Source organism: Micromonospora hortensis, assembly GCF_022230935.1.
GTDB classification, from domain to species: Bacteria; Actinomycetota; Actinomycetes; order Mycobacteriales; family Micromonosporaceae; genus Micromonospora; species Micromonospora hortensis.
Map to the genome: position 1 here is coordinate 1 of NZ_JAKKFE010000021.1, position 21,664 is coordinate 21,664.

Annotated in this window: 21 protein-coding genes; 5 read left to right on the forward strand and 16 right to left on the reverse strand. The window is 71.6% G+C overall.

Annotation, left to right across the window (positions count from 1 at the left end; genetic code table 11):
- Positions 1 to 2,269, reverse strand: a 2,269-nt coding sequence (gene pepN, locus NIE111_RS15710; RefSeq protein ID WP_238685107.1) for an aminopeptidase N, incomplete at its 3' end; no start/stop codon positions are given.
- Positions 2,270 to 2,338: 69 nt separating this feature from the next.
- Between pepN and NIE111_RS15715 the strand changes: the two genes are divergently transcribed.
- On the forward strand, positions 2,339 to 2,557 hold the full coding sequence (locus tag NIE111_RS15715) for a DUF397 domain-containing protein (protein ID WP_124817462.1): 219 nt from the start codon (positions 2,339 to 2,341) through the stop codon (positions 2,555 to 2,557).
- Between the two features lie 120 nt (positions 2,558 to 2,677).
- Here NIE111_RS15715 and NIE111_RS15720 read toward each other — a convergent pair whose 3' ends face one another.
- A complete protein-coding gene (locus NIE111_RS15720) occupies positions 2,678 to 3,079 on the reverse strand; it encodes a hypothetical protein (protein ID WP_238685108.1) in 402 nt (133 codons plus the stop codon).
- 145 nt (positions 3,080 to 3,224) lie between these two features.
- On the opposite strand from NIE111_RS15720, the gene NIE111_RS15725 reads away from it, so the two are divergent.
- Complete coding sequence (locus NIE111_RS15725; protein ID WP_238685109.1) at positions 3,225 to 4,472, forward strand: cytochrome P450; 1,248 nt, start codon at positions 3,225 to 3,227, stop codon at positions 4,470 to 4,472.
- A 48-nt stretch (positions 4,473 to 4,520) separates the two neighbouring features.
- Here the strand turns inward: NIE111_RS15725 and NIE111_RS15730 are convergent, their stop codons facing one another.
- Positions 4,521 to 5,690, reverse strand: coding sequence for a zinc-dependent alcohol dehydrogenase (locus tag NIE111_RS15730; protein WP_238685110.1), 1,170 nt, complete (start codon positions 5,688 to 5,690; stop codon positions 4,521 to 4,523).
- A complete protein-coding gene (locus tag NIE111_RS15735) occupies positions 5,687 to 6,325 on the reverse strand; it encodes an SRPBCC family protein (RefSeq protein WP_238685111.1) in 639 nt (212 codons plus the stop codon). Before NIE111_RS15735 ends, NIE111_RS15730 begins: the two co-directional genes overlap by 4 nt.
- Before the next feature lie 156 nt (positions 6,326 to 6,481).
- On the opposite strand from NIE111_RS15735, the gene NIE111_RS15740 reads away from it, so the two are divergent.
- On the forward strand, positions 6,482 to 7,552 hold the full coding sequence (locus NIE111_RS15740) for a glycosyltransferase family 2 protein (RefSeq protein WP_238685112.1): 1,071 nt from the start codon (positions 6,482 to 6,484) through the stop codon (positions 7,550 to 7,552).
- A gap of 105 nt (positions 7,553 to 7,657) precedes the next feature.
- Here the strand turns inward: NIE111_RS15740 and NIE111_RS15745 are convergent, their stop codons facing one another.
- The 3 genes from NIE111_RS15745 to NIE111_RS15755 are packed head-to-tail and all read right to left on the reverse strand — an operon-like array spanning position 7,658 to position 9,616.
- Positions 7,658 to 8,275, reverse strand: a complete 618-nt coding sequence (locus NIE111_RS15745) for a DUF3618 domain-containing protein (protein WP_238685113.1) — start codon at positions 8,273 to 8,275, stop codon at positions 7,658 to 7,660.
- Complete coding sequence (locus NIE111_RS15750) at positions 8,272 to 8,739, reverse strand: phage holin family protein (protein WP_238678469.1); 468 nt, start codon at positions 8,737 to 8,739, stop codon at positions 8,272 to 8,274. The genes NIE111_RS15745 and NIE111_RS15750 overlap by 4 nt, the downstream gene beginning before the upstream one ends.
- Before the next feature lie 31 nt (positions 8,740 to 8,770).
- Positions 8,771 to 9,616, reverse strand: coding sequence for a hypothetical protein (locus NIE111_RS15755; RefSeq protein ID WP_238685114.1), 846 nt, complete (start codon positions 9,614 to 9,616; stop codon positions 8,771 to 8,773).
- Positions 9,617 to 9,845: 229 nt separating this feature from the next.
- Here NIE111_RS15755 and NIE111_RS15760 point away from each other — a divergent pair, with 229 nt between their 5' ends.
- A complete protein-coding gene (locus NIE111_RS15760) occupies positions 9,846 to 10,337 on the forward strand; it encodes a DUF4383 domain-containing protein (RefSeq protein WP_238685115.1) in 492 nt (163 codons plus the stop codon).
- A gap of 66 nt (positions 10,338 to 10,403) precedes the next feature.
- A complete protein-coding gene (locus NIE111_RS15765) occupies positions 10,404 to 11,063 on the forward strand; it encodes a DUF6766 family protein (RefSeq protein WP_238685116.1) in 660 nt (219 codons plus the stop codon).
- Positions 11,064 to 11,093: 30 nt separating this feature from the next.
- On the opposite strand, the gene NIE111_RS15770 is transcribed toward NIE111_RS15765, so the two are convergent.
- The 9 genes from NIE111_RS15770 to NIE111_RS15810 all read right to left on the reverse strand — a co-directional run bounded on the left by NIE111_RS15770 (position 11,094) and on the right by NIE111_RS15810 (position 21,655).
- Positions 11,094 to 11,543, reverse strand: a complete 450-nt coding sequence (locus NIE111_RS15770; protein ID WP_238685117.1) for a GNAT family N-acetyltransferase — start codon at positions 11,541 to 11,543, stop codon at positions 11,094 to 11,096.
- Between the two features lie 70 nt (positions 11,544 to 11,613).
- The gene (gene obgE, locus NIE111_RS15775; protein ID WP_238685118.1) at positions 11,614 to 13,080 is read right to left on the reverse strand and encodes a GTPase ObgE; all 1,467 of its coding nucleotides are present in this window, start codon (positions 13,078 to 13,080) and stop codon (positions 11,614 to 11,616) included.
- Positions 13,081 to 13,175: 95 nt separating this feature from the next.
- Complete coding sequence (gene rpmA, locus NIE111_RS15780; RefSeq protein WP_007464062.1) at positions 13,176 to 13,430, reverse strand: 50S ribosomal protein L27; 255 nt, start codon at positions 13,428 to 13,430, stop codon at positions 13,176 to 13,178.
- An 11-nt stretch (positions 13,431 to 13,441) separates the two neighbouring features.
- Positions 13,442 to 13,756 (reverse strand): 50S ribosomal protein L21, encoded by a 315-nt coding sequence (rplU, locus tag NIE111_RS15785; RefSeq protein WP_007464063.1) that lies wholly within the window; start codon positions 13,754 to 13,756, stop codon positions 13,442 to 13,444.
- Positions 13,757 to 13,922: 166 nt separating this feature from the next.
- Positions 13,923 to 14,405, reverse strand: coding sequence for a hypothetical protein (locus tag NIE111_RS15790; RefSeq protein WP_238685119.1), 483 nt, complete (start codon positions 14,403 to 14,405; stop codon positions 13,923 to 13,925).
- A 116-nt stretch (positions 14,406 to 14,521) separates the two neighbouring features.
- Positions 14,522 to 17,650: an Rne/Rng family ribonuclease gene (locus NIE111_RS15795; protein WP_238685120.1), complete on the reverse strand. Its 3,129-nt coding sequence runs from the start codon at positions 17,648 to 17,650 to the stop codon at positions 14,522 to 14,524.
- A gap of 131 nt (positions 17,651 to 17,781) precedes the next feature.
- Positions 17,782 to 18,594: a TIGR03936 family radical SAM-associated protein gene (locus NIE111_RS15800; RefSeq protein ID WP_266304630.1), complete on the reverse strand. Its 813-nt coding sequence runs from the start codon at positions 18,592 to 18,594 to the stop codon at positions 17,782 to 17,784.
- Between the two features lie 156 nt (positions 18,595 to 18,750).
- A complete protein-coding gene (mycP, locus tag NIE111_RS15805; protein ID WP_238685121.1) occupies positions 18,751 to 20,157 on the reverse strand; it encodes a type VII secretion-associated serine protease mycosin in 1,407 nt (468 codons plus the stop codon).
- 10 nt (positions 20,158 to 20,167) lie between these two features.
- On the reverse strand, positions 20,168 to 21,655 hold the full coding sequence (locus NIE111_RS15810; protein WP_238685122.1) for a WXG100 family type VII secretion target: 1,488 nt from the start codon (positions 21,653 to 21,655) through the stop codon (positions 20,168 to 20,170).
- Between the last annotated feature and the right edge of the window lie 9 nt (positions 21,656 to 21,664).

Genomic DNA, 21,664 nt, shown 5'->3' on the forward strand with positions numbered 1-21,664 from the left:
CGGCGGTCAGGTCGGCCTGCTCGGGTTGCCAGAACCCCTCGGCGATCGCCTCCAGCAGCCGACCGGACAGCGCGGTGTCCCGCAGGATGATCTCCCAGGTCGCCTGCTTCGCCACCGGGTCGGGCAGCGCCGCCCGACAGTGGGCGGCCCGTTCCGCGCCCGTGGAGCTGTTGTCGGCGGCGGCCTCGATGGCGATCTCCGCCTCGCCGGCGGCCCCCAGCACCACCAGGCGGCGCAGCACCGCCCAGCGCAACTCCGCGTCGACCTTCAGACCGGCCGGCACGTCCCGGCCGGCGAGCCAACCGACGAGCAGATCCGCGTCGGTGGTCGCGGCGATCCAACCCCGTGCGGCGGCGAGCTGCAACGACTCCCCGGCCGGCGCGCCGTCGAGCAACTGCTGGCATGCCCCGGCGACCCTGGCCAGCGCCGTGGAGCGGGTCAGCGGGTCGAGGTAGCGGTCGACCAAGGACCGGCTGAGTGTCAACACGTCCTCCGCGATGATCACCTCGGTCTCGGCGGGCAGCGCGGCGGCCATCAGGTCGACCAGGCCGGTGACCGGGCGCTCGCCGTCGGTCGCCGCGTCCAGTGCCTCGCGCCAGAGCACCGCTCGCGCCAGCGGGTCGGTCAGACCGGGCAGCATCTGCGGGACGGCGTCCACCGACGCCGGGTCGAGGCGTACCTTCGCGAAGGTGAGGTCACCGTCGTTGAGCAGCAACAATCGGGCCGCCGGCTCGCCGGTCAACGCACCGAGCACGGTGCGGCCTCCGTCGGCGTTCGGGTCGATGTCCACCTCGTCCCGCCGCCCGATGCCGTCAGTCGAGTAGCGGCCCACGCCGATCCGGTGTGGGCGCAGCACCGGGTGAGACTCGGGCGCGGTCTGCACCACTGCCACCTCGGTGTAGCGACCGTCGGCGTCGACGGCGACCTCGGCACGCAGCGTGTTGACCTGCGGGCGGCGCAACCACAGCTCGGCCCAGTCGGACAGGTCCCGCCCGCTGCTGGCGGAGAGGCTGGCCAACAGGTCGGCGAGGGTGGCGTTGCCGAAGCGGTGTGCGGCGAAGTGCGCGTTCAGGCCGGCGAGAAATGCCTCGTCGCCGAGCCACGCGACAAGCTGCCGCAGCACGCTGGCGCCCTTGGCGTACGAGATGCCGTCGAAGTTGAGCAGGCCCGCCTCGGCGTCGACGACCTCCTGTGGGGCGATCGGGTGGGTGGAGGGCCGCTGGTCGGCGGCGTAGCCCCAGGCCTTGCGCCGCATGGCGAAGGTGGTCCAGGCCTGGTCGAAGCGGGTCGCCTCGGCGGTGACCCGGGTGCCGAGGTACTCGGCGAAGGACTCGTTCAACCACAGGTCGTCCCACCAGCGCATGGTGACCAGGTCACCGAACCACATGTGGGCCATCTCGTGGGCGATGGTGCCCGCCCGCTGCTCGCGCTGGGTGTCGGTGACCGCCGAACGGAACACGTAGTCATCGCGGAAGGTGACCAGGCCCGGGTTCTCCATCGCGCCGGCGTTGAACTCGGGCACGAACGCCTGGTCGTACTTGCCGAACGGGTAGCGTTCGGTGAAGAGCTGGTGGAACCGGTCCAGGCACTGCCGCGTGATGGTGAAGATCTCCTCGGCGTCGGCGTCCAGGTGATCGGCGAGCGACCGGCGGCAGTAGATGCCCAGCGGTATGCCGTCGTGCTCGGCCCGCCGAACGTGGTACGGCCCGGCGATCAGCGAGAAGAAGTATGTGGCCAGGGGCTCGCTCGGGGCGAACTCCCAGCGCCCGGGGACCGGGTTGGCGGCCAGCTCGGCGTTGCCGGCGACGATCCACTGCGGCGGCGCGGTGACCGAGAGGGTGAAGGGGGCCTTGAGGTCGGGCTGGTCGAAGGCGGCGAAGATGCGCGGCGCGTTGTCGAGGAAGGACTCGGCGTAGAGGTAGGTCTCGCCGTCGGCCGGGTCCACGAAGCGGTGCATCCCCTCCCCTGTCTTGGAGTACGCCATCTCGGCCTCGACGACGAGCGTGTTCTCCTCGGCCAGGTCGTCGAGCGGCAGCCGGTTGTCGGTGAGCAGGCCGGGGTCCAGGTCGCGGTCGTTGAGGCGTACGCCACGCAGTTTGGCGGGCGTGACCTCGACGAAGGTCGCGGCGCCGGCGGTGGCCCGGAACCGGATCTCGGCGCGGGAGCGGAACAGGTCACCGTCACCGGTCAGGTCGAGGTCCACCTGATAGGACTCGACAGTAATCGCCGCGCCACGCGCGGTCGCCTCTACACGGGTCAGGCTCGGCATCCGCTTATCCTGCCCGATGGGGATCGGCACCCGGTCACCACACGACCCTCGGCACTGGAGGAAAGAACCATGGCGCAGCACCCCAAGGGCGACTTCGACCTCTCTCGGGCGGTCTGGCAGCGGGCCGAGGGGGACACCTCCGACAGCGCCGTCGAGGTCGCCTTCGTCGACGACCTGATCGGGATGCGCAACTCGGCCGAGCCGAACGGCCCGGTGCTGGTCTTCACCCAGGCCGAGTGGGACGCCTTCGTGGCCGGCGCGCAGGACGGCGAGTTCGACCTGGACTGACAGTGCCCGCCGACCCGTCGGTGGTGGATCGCCGTGCCGGTGCCCGTGGTCGGGACACCGGCACGGCCACGCTGGCGGGTCGGCCGGCACACCCCCGGATCGGCAATCCGGGGCTGGGGGTCAGCCATCGCCGGGGCCGTCGCCGTCGCCCCAGCCGAGGCCACCCGGGCCCGGGGCGTGGTGGAAGCCCGGATGGTCGGCCACGTCGACGCAAAGTTCGCCGTCCGGACCGACAGCGCCGCAGAACAGCCGCTCGGCCCGCTGCCAGGCGTCCGCCGGTGACAGGGCCGCCGCACCGAGTGCCACCTCCGAGCGGAGCAGGCTCAGTGCCTCCGCGTACGCCACGGCCAGCTCGCGGGCTTCGGCCGGGCCGGGCGCGGTGAAGCCCAGGTGCACTGTGAAGAACCGGTGCGGCCGGGTGGGCCGCCGCGGCGGCCCGATCAGTGACCGCCCGTCGCGGCCTGCGCCGAGTGCCCCGGCCGCTCGCCGCTGCCGCCAGTGCGGCGATCTGTTGTCGCGCATTCGCCCTCCCCGTGCTCGTCCCACCAGCAGCAAACCAGGTTCCGCCGCCCCTGGGAGGGGCCAGCCGGGCGGGGTTCAGCGGCGTGGACGGGGGTAAGCGCACCGGCAAACGGCGACCAGCCGCACCTGCGCGTGAGGAGACCCGATGGCGACCATGCCGGCCGACCGCAGCCCGGACAGCACCCTCGCGCTGCTCCGCGCCGGTTACCGGTTCATCGGCGAGCGCTGCGAGCGGTACGGCAGCGACGTCTTCAAGACCCGGATCCTGCTCGCCCCGACCATCTGCCTGCGCGGCCGGCCGGCGGCGGAACTGTTCTACGACAACGACCGCTTCCAACGCGCCACAGCGATGCCGCTGCGCGTGCAGCGAACCCTGACCGGGCGGGGCGGGGTGCAGGGGCTGGACGGGCCGGAGCACTCCGACCGCAAGGCCATGTTCATGTCGATCATGACACCGGCGGCGATCCAACGGCTCGGTCAGCTCTTCGACGACGAGTGGCGGACCCGGGTCGCCGCGTGGGAGGGCGCCGGCCCGGTGTCGCTCTATGACGAGCTGGGCCGAATGCTGACCCGGGTGGTCTGCACCTGGGCCGGGGTGCCGCTGCCCGCGTCGCAGGTCGAACGCCGCGCCGTCGAGCTGCACGCCATGATCGAGGCGCCGGCCGTGCTGGGACCCCGGCACTGGCGGGGACGGCTGTCCCGGTACCGCGCCGAACGCTGGCTCGCCGACCTCATCGAACGGACCCGGGTCGGTTTCGCTCCGGCACCGGCCGGTAGCGCCCTCGCCGTGATCGCCGAACACCGGGACGGGCTCGGCACGCTCCTCCCCGGGCGGATCGCGGCTGTGGAGTTGCTCAACGTGCTGCGCCCGGTGGTCGCCGTCGATCAGTACATGACCTTCGCCGCGCTCGCCCTGCACGACCATCCGGCCTGGCGGGAACGGGTCCGTGACGACGACGAGGCCACCGAGCACTTCGTCCAGGAGGTTCGCCGCTACTACCCGTTCTTCCCGATCGCTGCGGCCCGGGTCCGGCGGTCGTTCGACTGGCAGGGCCACCACTTTCCGCGCGGCCGGCGGGTGCTGCTCGACCTGTACGGCACCAACCACCACCCGACGCTCTGGCCGCAACCGGAGCTGTTCCGCCCGGAGCGGTTCGCCGACCGCCGGGTGGACCCGTTCGAGTTGATCCCGCAGGGCGGCGGCGACCACTGGGCCGGGCACCGCTGCGCCGGTGAGTGGATCACCATCGACCTGATGAAGCGGGCGGTCACCAACCTCGTCACCACCATGCGCTACGACGTTCCCGTCCAGAACCTGGCCCTGGATCTGCACCGGATGCCAGCGCTGCCGCCCGTCGGGCTGACCATCACCAACGTGCGCCGCGCCGGCTGACCCCGCCCCGTCGATCCCAGCGACCGGCGGGGCGGGTACGCCCAACCGTCAGGGATGCAGGACGCTGCGCAGACAGCCGTCCTCCTTCTTCTCGAACAGCTCGTACCCCTGGGCGCCCTGCTCCAACGAGAGCGGGTGGGTGGCCAGATAACCGGGGTCGATCTCGCCGGCGGCCAGCCGGTCGAGCAACATCGGGATGTAGCGCTGCGCGTGCATCTGCCCCATCCGCAGCACCAGGGCCTTGTTCATTGCCGCGCCGAGCGGAAACTTGTCGACCAGACCGGCGTACACACCGACGATGCTCACCGTGCCGCCCTTGCGGCACGCCATGATCGCCTGGCGGACCGAGGTCGGGCGATCGGTCTGCAACCGCGCCGCCTGCTTCACCCGGTCGTACGCGTAGGCCGGTCCGACGTCGTGCGACTCCATCCCGACGGCCTCGATGCAGGCGTCCGGCCCGCGCCCGGCGGTCAGCTCACGCAGCGCCTCCAGCACGTCGGTCTCCGCGTAGTTGATCGTCTCGACCCCGATCCGTTCGGTGGCGGTCTTGAGCCGATCCGGGAATCGGTCGATCATGATGACCCGCTCGGCGCCCAGGAGTTGCGCCGAACGGGCCGCCATCTGACCGACTCCACCGGCACCCCAGACGGCAACCACCTCGCCGCCGGTGAGCCCGCAGAAGTCCGCCGCCATCCACCCGGTGGGCATCGCGTCGGAGGCGAACACCACCGAATCGTCCGGCACCCCGTCGGGTACGGCGAAGGCGCCGATGTCGCCGAACGGCACCCGGATGTACTCGGCGTGTGATCCGGCGTAACCGCCGGCGGCATGCGAGTAGCCCAGGATGCCGGCCGGCGAGTGCCCCCACAGCTTCTCGGTGAACACCGGTTGCGGATTGGAGTTGTCGCAGAGCGAGTACTGCTCGGTCCGGCAGTACCAACAGCCACCGCAGGCGACCACCGACCCCACCACCACCCGGTCGCCGACCCGGTGCCGCCGTACGCCGGGCCCGGTCTCCACCACCTCGCCCATGAACTCGTGGCCGAGGATGTCCCCCTCCCGCATCGCCGGCAGGTACCCGTTGATCAGGTGCAGGTCGGAGCCGCAGACGCTGCTGGCCCGGACGCGGACGAGGATGTCCCCCTCGGCGCGGATCTGGGGCTCCGGCACGTCCCGGACCGCCAGCTTGCCGACGCCTTCCCAGCAGAGCGCCCTCACGCCCGTCCTCCCGTCATCAGCTTCTCCCGCACCGTGTCGGTCGCCTTCTCCTGGGCGGGGCTCCGGCCGGACGGGTCGTCCCGGGTGTCGACCACCTGGCCACACTCGATGAGCGCCTTCACCCGCCGCAGCGCGTCCCGCAACGCCAGGTCCGGCTCGTCACCGCCGACCAGGCCGGCCAACCGCCGCACCGGACCGGAGCGGTAGCGCAACTCGGCCCGGATCTCCGTGCCCCGGCCCTGGGGGGCTTCGGTCAGCTCGATCCGTCCCATCTGCGGCACCTGCCCGTCCTCGACCCGCCACCGCAGGGTGCCCGCCCCCTCGACGGTGACCTCGGCCTGCCACTGCGTGTCCCCGCCGGCCCGGTCGCGGGCCACGCACCGCCAACGCCGCTCGTCGAGCTGCTGCAACGTGGCCCACCCGGCCAGCGCGCGGTCCAGCCGTTCGCGGTCGGTCCAGAAACCGATCACCTCGTCCCGGGACCGGTCCACTGTCACCCCGCGACGCACCACGTACCAACCGTCCTGCCGCTCGGGCTGATGCCGATGCCGACGGCGGGCCACCGCCCGTCCCACGCCGACCGCCGTCGCCGCGGTGACACCGAGCAGCGCCCACCTGGTTCCGTTGTTGGTCATCACGTCTCTCTCCTCCACCCGGACAACCGGGCATGGACAGCTCTTAGGCAGCGCTACCCGGCGTCCGCCAGTCGAAACGACCCGCTGTTTGATCGACGGAAATGCGGGCAGATGCTGCTGGACACCGACCGCGACCCTGGCCGCCACGGAGTTGCCATGTCCTCGTTCAGCGCTACTGAAGACGCCATCCGCCGGTGGGAGGTCGAGCGCGAGGGCGCCGGCACGTCGCCGGTCCGCCTACCGATGACGTACGTGCTGCCGCTGCGCTGGCACACCGACACCGGCCTGACCGAGCTGACCGACTACCTGCGCTGGCTGGGTCACCGGGTGGAGGTGCTCGTGGTCGACGGCTCACCTCCGCACCTCTTCGCCCGGCACGCCGAGGCGTGGCGAGGGCTGGTCCGGCACCTTTCACCGGCTCCGAGCGAGCGTGGGCTCAACGGCAAGGTGCTCGGCGTTCACACCGGCGTCCGCGCGGCCGGCCACGAGCACGTGGTGATCGCCGACGACGACGTCCGGTACGACGAGTCCGCGCTGAGCGCGGTACACCGGCTGCTGGGCCGGGCCGACCTGGTGCGACCGCAGAACTACTTCGACCCGCTGCCCTGGCACGCCTGGTGGGACACCGGCCGCACGCTGCTCAACCGGGCGCTCGGGGCGGACTACCCGGGCACCCTTGCCGTGCGGCGCAGCACCTTCCTCGCGATGGGCGGCTACGACCCGGACGTGCTCTTCGAGAACCTGGAGCTGATCCGCACTGTGCGCGGGTACGGCGGCACCGAGGCCGCCCCGGCCTGGCTCTACGTCCGCCGGCTGCCTCCGGACGCCGCGCATTTCCGTGGTCAACGGGTCCGTCAGGCGTACGACGATCTGGCTCAGCCAGCTCGTCTGCTGACCGCGCTCGCGGTGCTGCCGGCCCTGGCGGCGGCGGTCGCGTCGCGCCGCCCCAGGCTGCTGCTCGGCGCGGCGGCCGGTGTCGTCGCCCTGGCCGAGACGGGTCGCCGCCGCGCCGGGGGCACCCGGGTGTTCCCGCCGGCCACGGCGCTGGCCGCCCCACTCTGGCTGCTGGAACGCGGGCTGTGCGGCTGGCTGGCGGTCGCCCAACGCCTCCTGCTGGGCGGCGTCCGCTACGGCGACACCCGCATCCGCCGAGCTGCCAACCCCGCCCCGCGCAACCCACGCCTCCCCGCGATCTTGCACTTTCGGTCGGGACAAAACCGCCGGTAGCCCCACAGAACTCCGGCCGAAATCGCAAGATCGGCGCTGAGTCGAACGCGACAGCTCGCGGGCACCCGAGGGTGACCGCGAGCTGTCGCGCTGGGTTGGGGTGGGTCAGGGAGTTGCGTGGTCCTTGACCTGGTGGGCGGCGGACTTCGTGTCGTCCTTGACCGCGTGCACGGCGTCCTGAGCGGTGGACTTCACCGAATCGGCGGCCTGCTGGGCCGGCTCGCGCAGCTCGCTGGCCACCTCGCCCAGCTTCTCCTTCACGGCCCCGCTGTGCTCGCTGACCTTGGCCTTCACCTGGGTGGCGGCCTGCTGCTCGCGGCGGGAGGCCGGGATCAGCGACGAGGCCAGCCAGCCGACCCCGAACGCGATCAGGCCGGCGGCGAGAGGGTTGCCCTGGGACTTCTGCCGGATCACCCGCGGCGCGCTGTGCGCGGCGTCGCTGACGGTGGTCGCCGCCGAGTGCGCGGCGTCGCTGACGCTGGAGGCCGCCGACGAGGCGCGGTCACCCACCGAGTGGGCGGCCTGGCCGGTGCCGTGGCCGAGGTCAGACGCGGTTCCCATGACCTTGTCCCTCACATTCTGCAGAGCGGAACGGGCCCGCTGCTTGCGGTCGTCGACGATGCGGCTGGGGCTGACCTTGTACGCCAGCGCGTCCACATCGGAGCTGAGGCTGTTACGGGTGGCTTCGATCTCCCGGCGGATCTGATCGGGATCGGTGCTCATCGGGTTACTCCCTCCGGGTGCGGCTTGAGCGCGTCGGGGATCCGCTGCACGCTGTCGTTGGTCTGCTTGAGCCCGCGTACGTGCTGGGCGTTCTTCTTGGCCATCGAGTAGAGGACCGCGGCGACCACGGCCCAGATCACGGCCACGATCAGCGCGGCCAGACCGGAGTCCATGACGTTGTCCAGGAACTGCCAGATGGCGATGGACACGAAGAGGGCCACCATGTATCCGCCGAAGCCGGCACCGCCGAAAAGGCCCGCGGCCTTGCCGGCCTTCTTGCCCTCCTGCCGGATCTCGGCCTTGGCCAGCTCGACCTCCTGACGCATCAGCGTCGACAGGTCGGTGGTGACCTGACGCATCAGGTCACCCAGCGAGCTGCCCTTCACCTCCGACGCGGTGTGCGGGGCACCCGCGTCAGGGTGGTAACCGGAGTCCAGTCCGGACCCCTGCGTCGGCATGCTCATGCCGTCGCCTCCCTTCGGATGACTACGCGGCTCACGGGCGGGGGCTGCCGCTGGACGGCACGCCCGGCAGCGGGTCGGTCTGGGTCACCGGCGGCAGCGGCTGGCCGGTGCCGGAGTGCTCCGGGTAGTCGCCCCGGCCCGGCTCGGAGGAGCCGCCGGACGCCGGGTCGGCGTAGGTGCCGGGCGTCTGGTCGGTGTAGCCACCGGACGTCGGCGGGGTGTGCGTACCGGGGGTCGGGTCGAGGTAGCCGCCCGGCGGAACGGCGTCCGGCACCGCGCGGGGCGCCGGCGGCTGCGTCGGGATCACTGCGGTCTGCTCCGGGTCGTACGCCCCGGAGCCCCGGAAGGTCGAGGACCCGTTGCCGGCGTCGTCGCCGCCGGCCGAGATGCCACGGGTCAGCCGGCCGGCCAACACACCGAGCACCGCCGCGCCGACCAGGAAGGTGCCCGGGTTACGCCGCGCGTAGTCGCGTACCTCGGTGATCAGGTCGCCGGGCTCGCGCTGCTCAAGCCAACCGGCGACACCCTGCACCCGGTCGGCGGCCTGGCGGGCCAGCTCGGTCACCGGGCCGGCCTGACCACCCTGCTCGGCCATCGAACGCATCTCGTCGGCCAGCGAACGCAGCCCACCGGCGGCTCGGCGCTGCTGCTCACCGGTCTGGCTGGCGAGCTGGCTGCGGGCCTCGCCGTACAGGTTGCGGGCCTGCCGGGCCGCCTCACGGCCGACCTCGGTGCCCTGCTCCTTGGCGGTCTGGGCGACAGCGCCACCAGCCTGCGCGGCCTCCGACCCGACCTGGCGCGCCTGGTCGCGGACGCCACCGCCGTTGGTCGACTGCTGCCCGTACGTGGAAGACGTAGGTGAAAGATCGTAAGTCATGATTTCCCTTCCGCTCAGAAAGTCGTAGCGGTTGTGCTGGGGGGATGCGGCGCGTTGCCGCCGCCGCTGACCATTCACCTACCCTGCGTTTCGGCTTCCATACCTCTTCGTGCATTTATCTGCGCGGCCCACCGGTTGGTCTTCACAATGGAGGATCGTCGGGCTGCGTCACGTCGCCGCTGCGGACAGTGAGGTTCGCGAGGCCGGTAGATCCACGGAGGGGGCAGCGATGGCACGAGGCGCACGGGGCGGCCGAGCGGCCGGTCCTCGACCCCGGGTCCAGCTGGCCGCACTGGTCGTGGCCGGGGTCTTCCTGCTGATCGGCGTCCTCGGCTTCATCCCCGGCATCACCACCGACTACGGCGAGCTGCGGTTCGCCGGGCACCACTCGGACGCCCACCTGCTCGGGCTGTTCCAGGTGTCGATCCTGCACAACGTGGTGCACCTGCTCTTCGGGCTGGTCGGCCTGGTGCTGGCCCGCAGCGTCGCCGGTGCCCGCGTCTTCCTGGCCGCCGGTGGCGCGATCTACCTCGCCCTCTGGCTGTACGGCCTGGCGATCGAGGCGGTCAACCCGGAGGGCGGGGCGAACATCCTGCCGGTCAACGACGCCGACAACTGGCTGCACCTCGCGCTCGGCTTCGGGATGCTCGCGCTCGGGCTGCTGCTGTCGAACCAGGCCGGCACCGGCGGACGCCTGGACAACCCCGCCGACCGGCACTGAACTGGACTTTTGTGGTTTCGCGGTCACGCCCGCAGGGGTAAGTCGACCGGCGAAGGAGGTGCGACCATGCCTCGTTGGCTGCGTGACAACGCCCTGGCCGTCGCCATGCTGGGAGCGTTCCTGGTCTTCCTGGTGTTGCAGAGCGTCTTCGGCTGGCAGACCCACAACGAGGAGCTGACCGAGTTCGGGGCCGCGCCGCTGAGCTGGCCGGCGTACCTGACCACTGGGCACTTCGCCGAGGCGGTCTTCGAGAACTGGGAGTCCGAGTTCCTCCAGATGGGCGGATACGTGCTGCTCACCGCGTACCTGGTGCAGCGGGGCTCGGCCGAGTCGAAGCCGATGGACCAGACCGACCGACCGGAGGACGACGAGCGCCGGGCGACCCCGCAGTCACCCTGGCCGGTACGCGTCGGCGGCCTGCCGCTGGTGATCTACCGGAACAGCCTCTCCCTCGCGCTGCTGCTGATCTTCGCCGGTTCGTTCGTCGGTCACCTGCTCGGCGGCACCGCCGCCTACAACCAGGAGCAGGCGCTCCAGAGTGGGACACCGCCGATCGGGGTGTGGGAGTTCCTCGGCACCAGCGACTTCTGGTTCCAGTCCATGCAGAACTGGCAGAGCGAGTTTCTCGCGGTCGGCGCGCTGATCCTGCTGAGCATCGTGCTGCGCCAACACGCCTCGCCGGAGTCGAAGCCGGTGACCGTCGAGCACGCCAGCACCGGCGCCTGAGAAGGCGACGCGGCAGCGGCGAGGCGACCGTCAGGCCGCGACCGGCAACCGCTTGGCGAAACAGACGCTGTACGCGTTGCCCACGTACTCGCCGTAGACGGGGATCTGCTGGTAGCCACACGCCGTGTACAAGGCGATAGCGGCCGGCAGGTAGGTGCCCGTCTCCAGGCAGACCACCGAGTGCCCCTGCCGGAACGCGCACTCCTCCAGCGCGGCGAGCAACTGACGACCGATCCCCCGCCCCCGGTACGCGGGCCGGACGTACATCCGCTTGACCTCGCCGGTCTCGGCATCGAGCGCCTGGAGGCCCCCGCAGGCGACCGCCCGACCGTTCACCACCGCCGCCAGGTAGCGGACGTCGTCATGGGGGACGAAGACCTGCCCGTCCAACCCGCCATCGGCCTCGCGCAGCTCACGCTGCTGCGCAATGACCAGGGCGGCGATCTCCGGATCGGTGGCAGGCCGGGACTCGATCAGCATCACCCCACGCTAGGACGCGTGGATTTCTGGGAGGTTTCCGGAAATCAACCCCACCACGGAGCGCAACGAACTACTCGGCGTCGTCCTCGTCGTCGATGTCGTCGTCGGACGCGTCCGCGCCCAGATCGTCGGCCGAGCGCACCCGGCGAGCCTTCCGGGCGGCGAGTCGATCCGCGGCGGAGGCCCGGTTCGACTTCTCCTCCAGGCGGACGTCGGTGCCCCGGTTGCCGGGTTTGAAGTCCACACCGGCGAAGAGCGTCGGCTGCCAGTCGAACTCGCGCACACCGATCCGGACCAGATCACCGGGCTGCGCGCCGGCCTTGGCCAGCTTGTCCTCCACCCCGAGCCGGGCCAGCCGGTCAGCCAGGTAGCCGACCGCCTCGTCGTTGTCGAAGTTGGTCTGCTTGACCCAGCGCTCCGGCCGGACACCGCGCACCGTGAACGAGCCGTCCGCCTCGGCCGTGATGGTGAAACCATCGTCGTCCACGGCGATCGGGCGGATGACGATCCGGGTCGGCTCGGCGGGCGGAGCGGCCTTACGCTCTGCGTCGACCAGATCGGCCATCGCGTAGGTCAGCTCCTTGAGCCCCTCCCGGGTGGCCGCGGAGACCTCGAACACCTGGTAACCGCGCTCCTCCAGGTCGGGGCGCACGATCTCGGCGAGGTCACGGCCGTCCGGCACGTCGATCTTGTTGATGGCGACCAGCCGTGGACGGTCGGTCAGGCCGCCGTACTGGCTCAGCTCGGCCTCGATGGCGTCGATGTCGGCCACCGGGTCTCGGCCGGGCTCCAGGGTCGCCGAGTCGATGACGTGCACCAGCACGGCGCAGCGCTCGATGTGCCGCAGGAACTCCAGGCCCAGACCCTTACCGGTGGCAGCGCCAGGGATCAGGCCCGGCACGTCCGCGACAGTGAAGGTGTGGTTGTCCATCCGGACCACGCCGAGGTTGGGCACCAGTGTGGTGAACGGGTAGTCGGCGATCTTCGGCTTCGCGGCGGAGATCACCGAGATCAGCGACGACTTGCCGGCGGACGGGAAGCCCACCAGGCCCACATCGGCGACGCTCTTCAGCTCCAGCACGATGTCGAGTTGGTCGCCGGGCTCCCCCAGCTCGGCGAAGCCGGGGGCCTTGCGCTTGGCGTTGGCCAGCGAGGCGTTGCCCCGCCCGCCGCGCCCGCCGCGGGCGACCTCGAAGGTGGTGCCGGCGCCGACCATGTCGGCCAGCACGGTGCCGTCGGAGGTCTGCACCACGGTGCCGTTGGGCACCTTCAGCACCAGGTTGTGGCCGTTGGCCCCGTCCCGGTTCGAGCCGGCGCCGCCCTTGCCGTTGTCGGCCTTGACGTGCGGGTGGAAGTGGAAGTCGAGCAACGTGGTCACCTGCGGGTCGACCACCAGGGACACACTGCCCCCGTGCCCACCGTTGCCGCCGTCCGGCCCACCGAAGGGCTTGAACTTCTCGCGGTGGATCGAGGCACAACCGTGCCCGCCATCGCCGGCCTGCAAATGCAGAACGACCCGGTCAACGAACGTTGCCACGGCGTCAATCCTTCCAGCGAGGTCCAACCTCGCACTTCGCTAAAAAGGCTAAGCGGGCCGGGACCCGGAGGTCCGCGGCCCGCTTAGCCCGAGAACTACTGCTGCGGAACGATGCTGACGGTCTTGCGACCGCGCTTGGTGCCGAACAGGACCGCACCGGCGGACAGCGCGAACAGCGTGTCGTCGCCGCCACGGCCGACCAGGTCACCGGGGTGGAACTTGGTGCCACGCTGCCGGATGATGATCTCACCGGCGCTGACGACCTGACCACCGAAGCGCTTCACGCCGAGTCGCTGGGCCGCGGAGTCACGACCGTTACGCGAGCTGGACGCACCCTTTTTGTGAGCCATTGGAGGACGACCTACTTCCCGCTGGAGATGCCGGTCACCTTGACCTGGGTCAACGGCTGACGGTGACCCTGGCGCTTGTGGTAGCCAGTCTTGTTCTTGAACTTGTGGATCCGGATCTTCGGGCCCTTGGTGTGCGCGGCGATTTCGCCGGACACCGCGACCTCGGCAAGCTTCGCCGCGTCGGTCACCAGGTCGTCACCGTCGACGAGGAGCACCGCGGTGAGCTTCACCGCGTCACCGGGGGCACCGGTGAGCTTCTCGACCTCGATCACGTCGCCCTCGGCGACCTTGTACTGCTTGCCGCCGGTCTTGACGATCGCGTACATCGGAGGCGGACTCCCTGTCGTTGAGGCTGCTGGCGGTCGTTCCCGCAGCGGCTCGCCGGGTAGCAGTGCACGGCGGCGCGGGCACACGGGAACTCGGCACACCAAAGGTGGGCCGCAGGCAAGAGTACGCCATCGCGAGCCCGGACCCCAAACCGGCCCGCCCTGGTCAGCGCGCGCAGAGCTGGTCGAGGCGCTGCTGGAGCCGGTCGAGTTCGGTCTCGTCGATCGACTCGACGTCGGCACCGAGAGCGGAAACCTCGGTGCCGAGGTCGGTGAGCAGCGTCTTGAGCTGCGGATCGTCGGTCCGCTCCGACTGCTCCCGCAGTACGGTCCGCCACTTCGCCAGCGCCGCCTCGGCCCGTACCCGGGCAGCCTCGGCCGTACGGCTGTCCCCGGCGCCCACCGCCGCGAGCATCCGACCCAACTCCCCCACGTACGTCCGGACGGCGGTCGTGCTGGCCTCCTGCGCGGCGGCGCAGACCTCGGTGGCGTTGCCGCCCGCCACACCACCGCTGGCCGGCCTGCCGGTCGGGCCGGGAGGGGTGCCAGCGGCCGCCGAGCCAGCGCCCTCGGCGGTCCCACCGGTGGAGCAGCCGGCCGCGACGGAGAGCATGGTGAGCAGCGCGGTGAGGGCGAGCAGACGGCGCATCTTCTTCTCCTGACCTGGGACGGCCGATCGACGACCGGGTGGCCACAACGACGAGGTCCCTCCCCCGTCACTTTGCCGGGAGAGGGACCTCGTCAAACACGGGGCCGGTCAGGCGCTCAGGGGCGGGTCCGCCGACGTGCGCCACCGCGACGCGACCGGCGACGGCCGCCCCCGCCCTCGGTGGTCTCCTCGTCGCCCTCACCGTCAGCGAGCGCGTCCGGATCGTCCGCCGCGGCCAGCCGGGCCGACTCGCCCTGCTGAGCGTCGGAGATCGCCGGTGCGGCGGCGGTGTCCGACTCGTAGCGGGACAGGTCGTAGCCCATGGTGTCCTGGTAGTCGGCGCCCGGCTCGGCCGTGGTGTCGGTGTCGACGACCTCGACAGCAGTCCGCTCGGCCGCGGCCGGGGCGTTCTTGCGTGCCCTGCGGCGGGACGAGGTGGCACCCTGCTCGGCCGCCGGAGCGGGAGCGGGAGCCACCGCCGAGGCGACAGCCTTGACCTTCTCCCCCGCACCGGCGGGACGCGGCTTCTCCGGCACCGGCTCGGTGTGGATGATGACGCCCCGGCCCTTGCAGCACTCGCAGGTCTCGCTGAACGCCTCCAGCAGGCCCGCGCCGATCCGCTTACGGGTCATCTGCACCAGGCCGAGCGACGTGATCTCGGTGACCTGGTGCTTGGTGCGGTCCCGGCCCAGGCACTCGGTGAGCCGGCGCAGCACCAGCTCACGGTTCGACTCCAGCACCATGTCGATGAAGTCGATCACGACGATGCCGCCGATGTCCCGCAGCCGGAGCTGACGGACGATCTCCTCCGCCGCCTCCAGGTTGTTGCGGGTGACCGTCTCCTCCAGGTTGCCCCCGGAGCCGGTGTACTTGCCGGTATTGACGTCGACGACAGTCATCGCCTCGGTGCGGTCGATCACCAGCGAGCCGCCGGAGGGCAGGAAGACCTTGCGGTCCAGGCCCTTGATGATCTGCTCGTCGATCCGGTACTCGGCGAAGACGTCACTCGTGCCGACGTGCCGGCGCACCCGGTCGACAAGGTCCGGGGAGACGTGCGACAGGTACGACTCGACGACGTCGTACGACTGCTCGCCCTCGATCACCAGCTCGCGGAAGTCCTCGTTGAACAGGTCCCGGACAACCCGGATGACCAGGTCTGGCTCTCCGTAGAGCAGCGCTGGAGCGCCACCCTCGGCGGCCTTGGCCTGGATGTCCTCCCACTGCGCCTGGAGCCGCTTGACGTCGCGGGCCAGCTCGTCCTCGGTGGCGCCCTCGGCTGCCGTCCGGACGATCACGCCCGCGCCGTCCGGGACCAGCTTCTTGAGCACGTCCCGCAGCCGCTTGCGCTCGTTGTCCGGCAGCTTGCGGCTGATCCCCGAGGCGTTGCCGTTGGGTACGTAGACCAGGTGCCGGCCCGAGAGCGCGATGTGGCTGGTCAGCCGTGCGCCCTTGTGCCCGATCGGGTCCTTGGTGACCTGGACCAGCACCGAGTCGCCGGAGCGCAGCGCCTGCTCGATCGAGCGGGCCCGCCCCTCCAGCCCGGAGGTGTCCCAGTTGACCTCACCGGCGTACAGCACGGCGTTGCGGCCCCGACCGACGTCGACGAACGCGGCCTCCATGCTCGGCAGCACGTTCTGCACCTTGCCGAGGTACACGTTGCCGGCCATCGTCCCGGAGGAGTTGCGAGTGACGTAGTGCTCGACCAGCACGCCGTCCTCCAGGACGGCGATCTGGGTACGGTCACCGCGCTGGCGGACCGCCATCACCCGGTCGACGGCCTCCCGGCGCGCCAGGAACTCCGACTCGCTGAGGATCGGCGGGCGGGTACGGCGCTGCTCCCGACCGTCCCGGCGGCGCTGGCGCTTGGCCTCCAGCCGGGTCGAGCCGGACACACCCTGCACCTCGTCGACGGTCCGGCGCGGCTCGCGGATCTTCACCACGGTCGGCACACCGTCGTCCGCCGCGCCCTCGGTGTCACCGGCGCCCCGACGACGACGGCGACGACGACGACGGGTCAGACCGTCCCCGCCCTCGGACTCCTCGTCCTCGTCAGCCTCGACCTCTGCCTCGGCGGTCTCTTCCTCGTCGGCCTGCGCCGCCTCCTCGGACTCCTCGTCCTCGGCGTCGTCGGCCCCGCCCTTGCCCCGGCCCCGGCCCCGGCGACCACGCCGGCGGCGGCGACGCGCGGCGGCGCTGTCCTCGTCGTCCTCATCCGCCTCGGCGGCCTCGTCGGCCTCGTCGGTCGGCTCCTCTTCGGCCTCGATGGCCTCGATCGGCTCCACCGGCTCGACCTCGCGGCGGCCACGCCGACGGCGGCGGGACGGCTCGGCGGCCTCCTCGACGGCCGGCTCCTCGGTCGCCGCGGCGGGCTCCACCGGTCGGGTCACCGGCACGGCGTCCGGCTGGGGTGCCATGAACAGCACTGTGGGCGCGGAGAGCGCGGCGCGTCGACGACGGGTACGCGGCTGCTCCGGCTCGATCTCGGCCGGCTCGTTCGGCTCATCCGTCACACCGGAGACGGCCACACCCGGTGGCACCTCGCCGGAGCGGTCCTGCGCACCGCTACTCCAGGCCAGCTCGGCGGCGGACGTGCTCGGGAGGGCCGGGGAGTCGTTCAACTCGGCCTCGGCCTCGCGCAGGTCGGACTCCGCCGGCTCCTCAGCGATGTCCGGCTCCTCGACGACCGGCTCCTCGACCGCAAGCGGCTCGTCGGCGGCGGCCGGCTGCTCGACGGCGGGCGGCTCCTCGACGGCCGCCGGCGTGGCCTTCTTTCGCCGGGTACGGGTCACCTTGACCGGCGGCACCACCTCGGCCGAGGCCGCCTCCGCAGAGGCGGCAACCAGCGGCTCCTCGGCGGTCGTCTCGACGGGGGTGGCCTTGCGGCGGCGCCGGGGGGTCTTCGGTGCGACGTCCAGGTCACCGGAGACCGGGGCGAAGACCTCCGCCTGCGGCGACTCGACGTTGCCGGCGCCACCGGTGGGCGCCTCGATCGGGGCGTCGGTCTGCTCCGGCTGGTTGAGCGGGGCGGCCCGACGACGGGTCGCCCGGGTGCGCCGCACCGGGGCGGCCGGTTCGGCGGCCTCAGCGGGAGCGCTCTCCGCGCCGGCCGGTTCCACCGAGGCCGAACCGACAGCCGTGGTGGAGGTCTCGACGGCGGCGCCGTCGGCCGTGGTGCTCTGGTCGGCGGTGTCACCGGCCGGCTGTGAACCGGTCCGTTCGCCGCCCTCGGGCTCGTTCTCGAGCATGGACGTTCTCCAGTTCTGGCTAGCCCGGGCGCGGGTGAGCGCTGCCACGCAGGGTCGCCGCAAAAGTGTTTCCGCCGGGCGCGCGTGGTGCGCGACCGCCGAAGTCTGCCTGCCAGAACACCGACCGTCGGTCAGTGCCCAACGATGGCTGCCCCGTCGCGGTCCGCATCCAACGGATCCACGATCGCACCCTGCGCGGTCAACGTGCCCTGAGCCAGCCGTGTCACCCTCGGCGAAACCGGCGGCTCCAGGTCGGCCACCACGCGGAGGCCGGAAAGGACGTCATCGGGCCGTACGGACGGGGTGACCTGCCGCACGACCAGTTCGAGTATCGCACACGGTACGGCCGGCGCCCCGGAAGGCGTCGGCGTAGGCAGTTGGACATCGATCGATATCACGGCGGCTCGGGCGTCGAAAGTACGTCGGCCCTGCTTGGTCATCCGCTCGACCAGCACCTCCTCGGCCGCGACGAAGGCGTCCACCGCGGCGCGCAGCACCGCGGTGTCGACCTCAGGCAACTCGATGTGCCAGTGCGACGCCTCGATCCGGTCCGGCAGGTTGCCCCCTTCGGCGATCACGGCGTCCAGGACGTCCAGCCCCGGCGAGAGGGCGGCGTCCAACGCGGCGCGCAACGCCTCCGGGTCGACGGTCGCCTGAAGGGCGATTTCCAGGTACTCCGCCTCGCTCGCCACCCCGGTCGGCGCGGCGCTCGCATAAGAGATCTTCGGGTGCGGGTGAAAACCCTGGGAGAAGGCGACCGGCACAGCGGCCCGGCGTAGCGCGCGCTCGAACGCCCGGGCGAAATCCCGGTGCGAGGTGAATCGCAGCGGCCCGCGCTTGGCGTACCGGATGCGGACGCGCTGGACGACCGGTGCCTGGCCGCCCTCGGGTTGAGGCTTTCTGGCGATCGTGGGCTCCTCGGGTGTACCTGCGTGTCCGCCCATCCTGGCGCAGGGCTCGTGACGGTACGCAGCCGGGGCGGCCGAGCCGCCGGACAGACGGTCACCAACCGGTCGCCGGGGTCGTGACCACCCGGCGCGAAAGCCGATGGCCGGCCGGCGACACGGAGGTCACCAGCCGGCCACCCTGATCGGGACGGGTTACCGCTCTCTCGGCGGCGCGGGCGGTGTCCCGCCGGGCGGCGGGCCGTAGCCCGAGGGCGGGGTGTAACCCGAGGGCGGGGCGTAACCGGAAGGCGGGGCATATCCGGTAGGAGGGGCATGACCGGGCGGGGGTGGGTAGCCCGGCGGTGGGGCGTAACTCGCGTCAGGCGGCGGGTACGCGCCCTGGGCCGCCCGGTCGAGCACCTCGTCCGGGATGTCAGCCGCCCGGGCCGCCTCCCGCCGGTACCGGCGGCGGTTCCAGATGAGGAAGACCACCAGACCCAGCAGCAACACCAGCACCACGGCGATGCCGATGCCGATCACCATGACCTGCTGGTCGGTGGGGCCACCGCGATCGCCGTGCTGGGTGACGTCGAACTCCTCGTCCGCGCCCTCGGCACGGGCCGGACCGGGGTCGGTCGCCGCCGCGGCCGGGTCGAGCAGCGGGTTGACGGTGACCGGTGGCACGTTGGCCGTCAGCGCCTTGATCGGGTCGATCACCCCGAAGCCGTACTGCGGATCTCGCCCGGACGGGCCCGCGTCGCGCGCGGTCCGGATGATCCGGTTGATCACGCTCGGAGCGTTGAGGTCCGGGTACTTGGCTCGGATCAACGCGGCCAGAGCGGAGACGATCGCAGCGGAGTCGGAGGTGCCGTCACCCCAGCCGTAGCCCCCCTCGTTGGTGACGTTGTAGACGCTGTCGCCGGGAGCGGCGACCACCGACTCCGGCCCCTGGACGGAGCCGGACCAGAACGCGCCGCCCTTGGTCGTCCCGGTCACCGCGATCACACCGGGGGTGTTGGCGGGCTTGCCCACCGTGGTGCGGCCCTGGGCGGTGTTACCAGCGGAGGCGACCAGGACGACGTCACGGTCCAACGCGTACTGGATTGCGCTCTTCTGCACGGGATTGGCGAAGCCGGGGCCACCAATGGACACGTTGATCACTTTGGCCCCACCGTCGACGGCCATCCGGATGCCCCGGGCAATCCCGGCGTCGGTGTAGACCCCGTCCTCCTTGCGCATCTTGATGGGCAGGATCTTCGCGCCGGGTGCGATGCCGTCCACCCCGTCACGGCTGGGTTTCGCCGCGATGATGCCGGCCATGTGCGTCCCGTGCCCGACCTCATCGGCCCGGCCGTCTCCGGAGGCGCCGTAGCTGCGTCCACCGGGAAGCACCTGACCTCGCAGGTCCGGGTGGCTGGCCTCGACGCCGGTGTCGACCACGGCCACCACCACGCCCCGCCCGGTCGAGATCTTGTGCACCTGGTCGATCCGGAGCTCGTCCAGATACCACTGCTCGGCCCGACGGGGGGCGGCGACCGCCGGTTGAGCGGCCCCCACCACCAGGAACCCCGCCACCAGACAGGCGACTACCGGCCGGAGGCCTGCGACGTTCACCCTCATCCGTCCATCCTCATCGAAGGACACCCGGGGACGCACCGTCACCAGGGCCCCACGGATCGTCATCCTCAGTCAACCACGACGAGTGCTCGGAGCCGGTGCCGCCACCCTGCCCGGCGCCACCCGCGCCGCCCATCATGCCGCCGCCCATCATTCCGGCACCGCCGACGCCGGCACCACGCGCGCCGCCCGCCATCCCGGCGCCGCCGGCGGCCTGGGCCGTGCGCAACGCGTTCGCCGCGCTCGTCATCGGCGGCAGCTTTCCGTTGCCGCCACCCACCATGCCGGGGATGCCGCCCACGCCGATCCCGGCACCGCCGCCCAGGCCACCACCGGCGCCGCCGCCGATCCCGCCGGCCGAGCCGACGCCGGCACCGCCTCCGAAACCACCGCCGGCGCCACCGAGACCGGCGCTGCCGACCCCGCCGCCGCCGATGCCGCCGCCCAGGCCGCCGACCCCGCCCGGCGTGGCGCCAGCCAGACCGCTGCTGTAGCCAGCGTCACCGTCCGCGTAGCCCGGCAAGCCGGAGCCCGTCGACGGGGGTGTGAACTGACCGGTGCCGCCGGTGGGCGAGCCATCGCCGAGCCCACCGGGCTTGGTCGGGGAGAACGGGTCGACGGCGGACGTCGGACCGCCCGTGTCGCCGATGGTCGGTGGCCTGCTGCCGATCGTGGGGCCGCCACCACCGATGTCGGGCTTCCCGCCGAATTCGCCACCACCGATGTCGGGTCGCCCCGAGGGCGGGACCCGGGGGTCCCGACGAATATCGTCCTCTATATCCGATTTATCCGGGCTGTTGACGGTGAGCTTGGGGCGCTCCGTATAGACAGCCTGGGGCAGCGGCGCCATCGCGGTGTTCGCCGCGTTCTGATTGTCCCGGTACCAGTTGTCCAGGTGGGCTCCGGTGTCCCACCAGCCGCCCCGCTTCTGGTCACCGGCCTGGCCGTCGACCTTCATCGTCGCTTCCAGGTCGTCGGCCTTGTCACGGAACGCGCCGTCGGCGTACGAGCCGGGGTTGTTCTGGTAGTCCTTGCGCAGCGCGGCGAGGAACCCCGACGAGCTCTCGCCGTCGCGGGCATCGTCGAGCTCGGTGCCGTTGGGCAGGCTCCACTCGTTGAAGCCGAAGTCGTCCATCAGGGGGATCGGGATCGTGGAGACCGACTTGCGGATGTCGCCCTCGATCCGCGTCAACGCGCCACTGACGTTCGTCGCGTCGGTGATGAGATCCTCGATCTGCTTGCCGATCTTGCCCAGGTGCTCGCGGTACGCATCGCCACCGCTGCCCTGCCAACCGGCGAGCATCCCGGGCAGACCGCCGACGTGCGGGCGCTCCTGGCCCGTCGCGATCGGACCGACGAACGATCGACCGACGAGCGCGTCCCGCAGTTGTTGCAGGCCGCTCGAGAGGTTGCTCCAGCCCGCTCCGACCGATCCAACCGTTTCCGGGTCCGCGGAGAGCGTCACCTCGCGGACACACCGCTCCCAGGTTCCTCCAGCCATGACGTCCCC

What these genes read in the sequence shown, in the direction of transcription:
- rplU (WP_007464063.1), bottom strand. Translation starts at nt 13,756, where the DNA reads ATGTACGCGATCGTCAAGACCGGCGGCAAGCAGTACAAGGTCGCCGAG.
- NIE111_RS15760 (WP_238685115.1), top strand. Translation starts at nt 9,846, where the DNA reads ATGGCACGAGGCGCACGGGGCGGCCGAGCGGCCGGTCCTCGACCCCGG.
- NIE111_RS15810 (WP_238685122.1), bottom strand. Translation starts at nt 21,655, where the DNA reads ATGGCTGGAGGAACCTGGGAGCGGTGTGTCCGCGAGGTGACGCTCTCC.
- NIE111_RS15745 (WP_238685113.1), bottom strand. Translation starts at nt 8,275, where the DNA reads ATGAGCACCGATCCCGATCAGATCCGCCGGGAGATCGAAGCCACCCGT.
- NIE111_RS15800 (WP_266304630.1), bottom strand. Translation starts at nt 18,594, where the DNA reads ATGGGCGGACACGCAGGTACACCCGAGGAGCCCACGATCGCCAGAAAG.
- NIE111_RS15750 (WP_238678469.1), bottom strand. Translation starts at nt 8,739, where the DNA reads ATGAGCATGCCGACGCAGGGGTCCGGACTGGACTCCGGTTACCACCCT.
- NIE111_RS15755 (WP_238685114.1), bottom strand. Translation starts at nt 9,616, where the DNA reads ATGACTTACGATCTTTCACCTACGTCTTCCACGTACGGGCAGCAGTCG.
- NIE111_RS15720 (WP_238685108.1), bottom strand. Translation starts at nt 3,079, where the DNA reads ATGCGCGACAACAGATCGCCGCACTGGCGGCAGCGGCGAGCGGCCGGG.
- rpmA (WP_007464062.1), bottom strand. Translation starts at nt 13,430, where the DNA reads ATGGCTCACAAAAAGGGTGCGTCCAGCTCGCGTAACGGTCGTGACTCC.
- NIE111_RS15770 (WP_238685117.1), bottom strand. Translation starts at nt 11,543, where the DNA reads ATGCTGATCGAGTCCCGGCCTGCCACCGATCCGGAGATCGCCGCCCTG.
- NIE111_RS15735 (WP_238685111.1), bottom strand. Translation starts at nt 6,325, where the DNA reads ATGACCAACAACGGAACCAGGTGGGCGCTGCTCGGTGTCACCGCGGCG.
- NIE111_RS15715 (WP_124817462.1), top strand. Translation starts at nt 2,339, where the DNA reads ATGGCGCAGCACCCCAAGGGCGACTTCGACCTCTCTCGGGCGGTCTGG.
- NIE111_RS15790 (WP_238685119.1), bottom strand. Translation starts at nt 14,405, where the DNA reads ATGCGCCGTCTGCTCGCCCTCACCGCGCTGCTCACCATGCTCTCCGTC.
- NIE111_RS15740 (WP_238685112.1), top strand. Translation starts at nt 6,482, where the DNA reads ATGTCCTCGTTCAGCGCTACTGAAGACGCCATCCGCCGGTGGGAGGTC.
- NIE111_RS15725 (WP_238685109.1), top strand. Translation starts at nt 3,225, where the DNA reads ATGGCGACCATGCCGGCCGACCGCAGCCCGGACAGCACCCTCGCGCTG.
- NIE111_RS15795 (WP_238685120.1), bottom strand. Translation starts at nt 17,650, where the DNA reads ATGCTCGAGAACGAGCCCGAGGGCGGCGAACGGACCGGTTCACAGCCG.
- mycP (WP_238685121.1), bottom strand. Translation starts at nt 20,157, where the DNA reads ATGAGGGTGAACGTCGCAGGCCTCCGGCCGGTAGTCGCCTGTCTGGTG.
- NIE111_RS15765 (WP_238685116.1), top strand. Translation starts at nt 10,404, where the DNA reads ATGCCTCGTTGGCTGCGTGACAACGCCCTGGCCGTCGCCATGCTGGGA.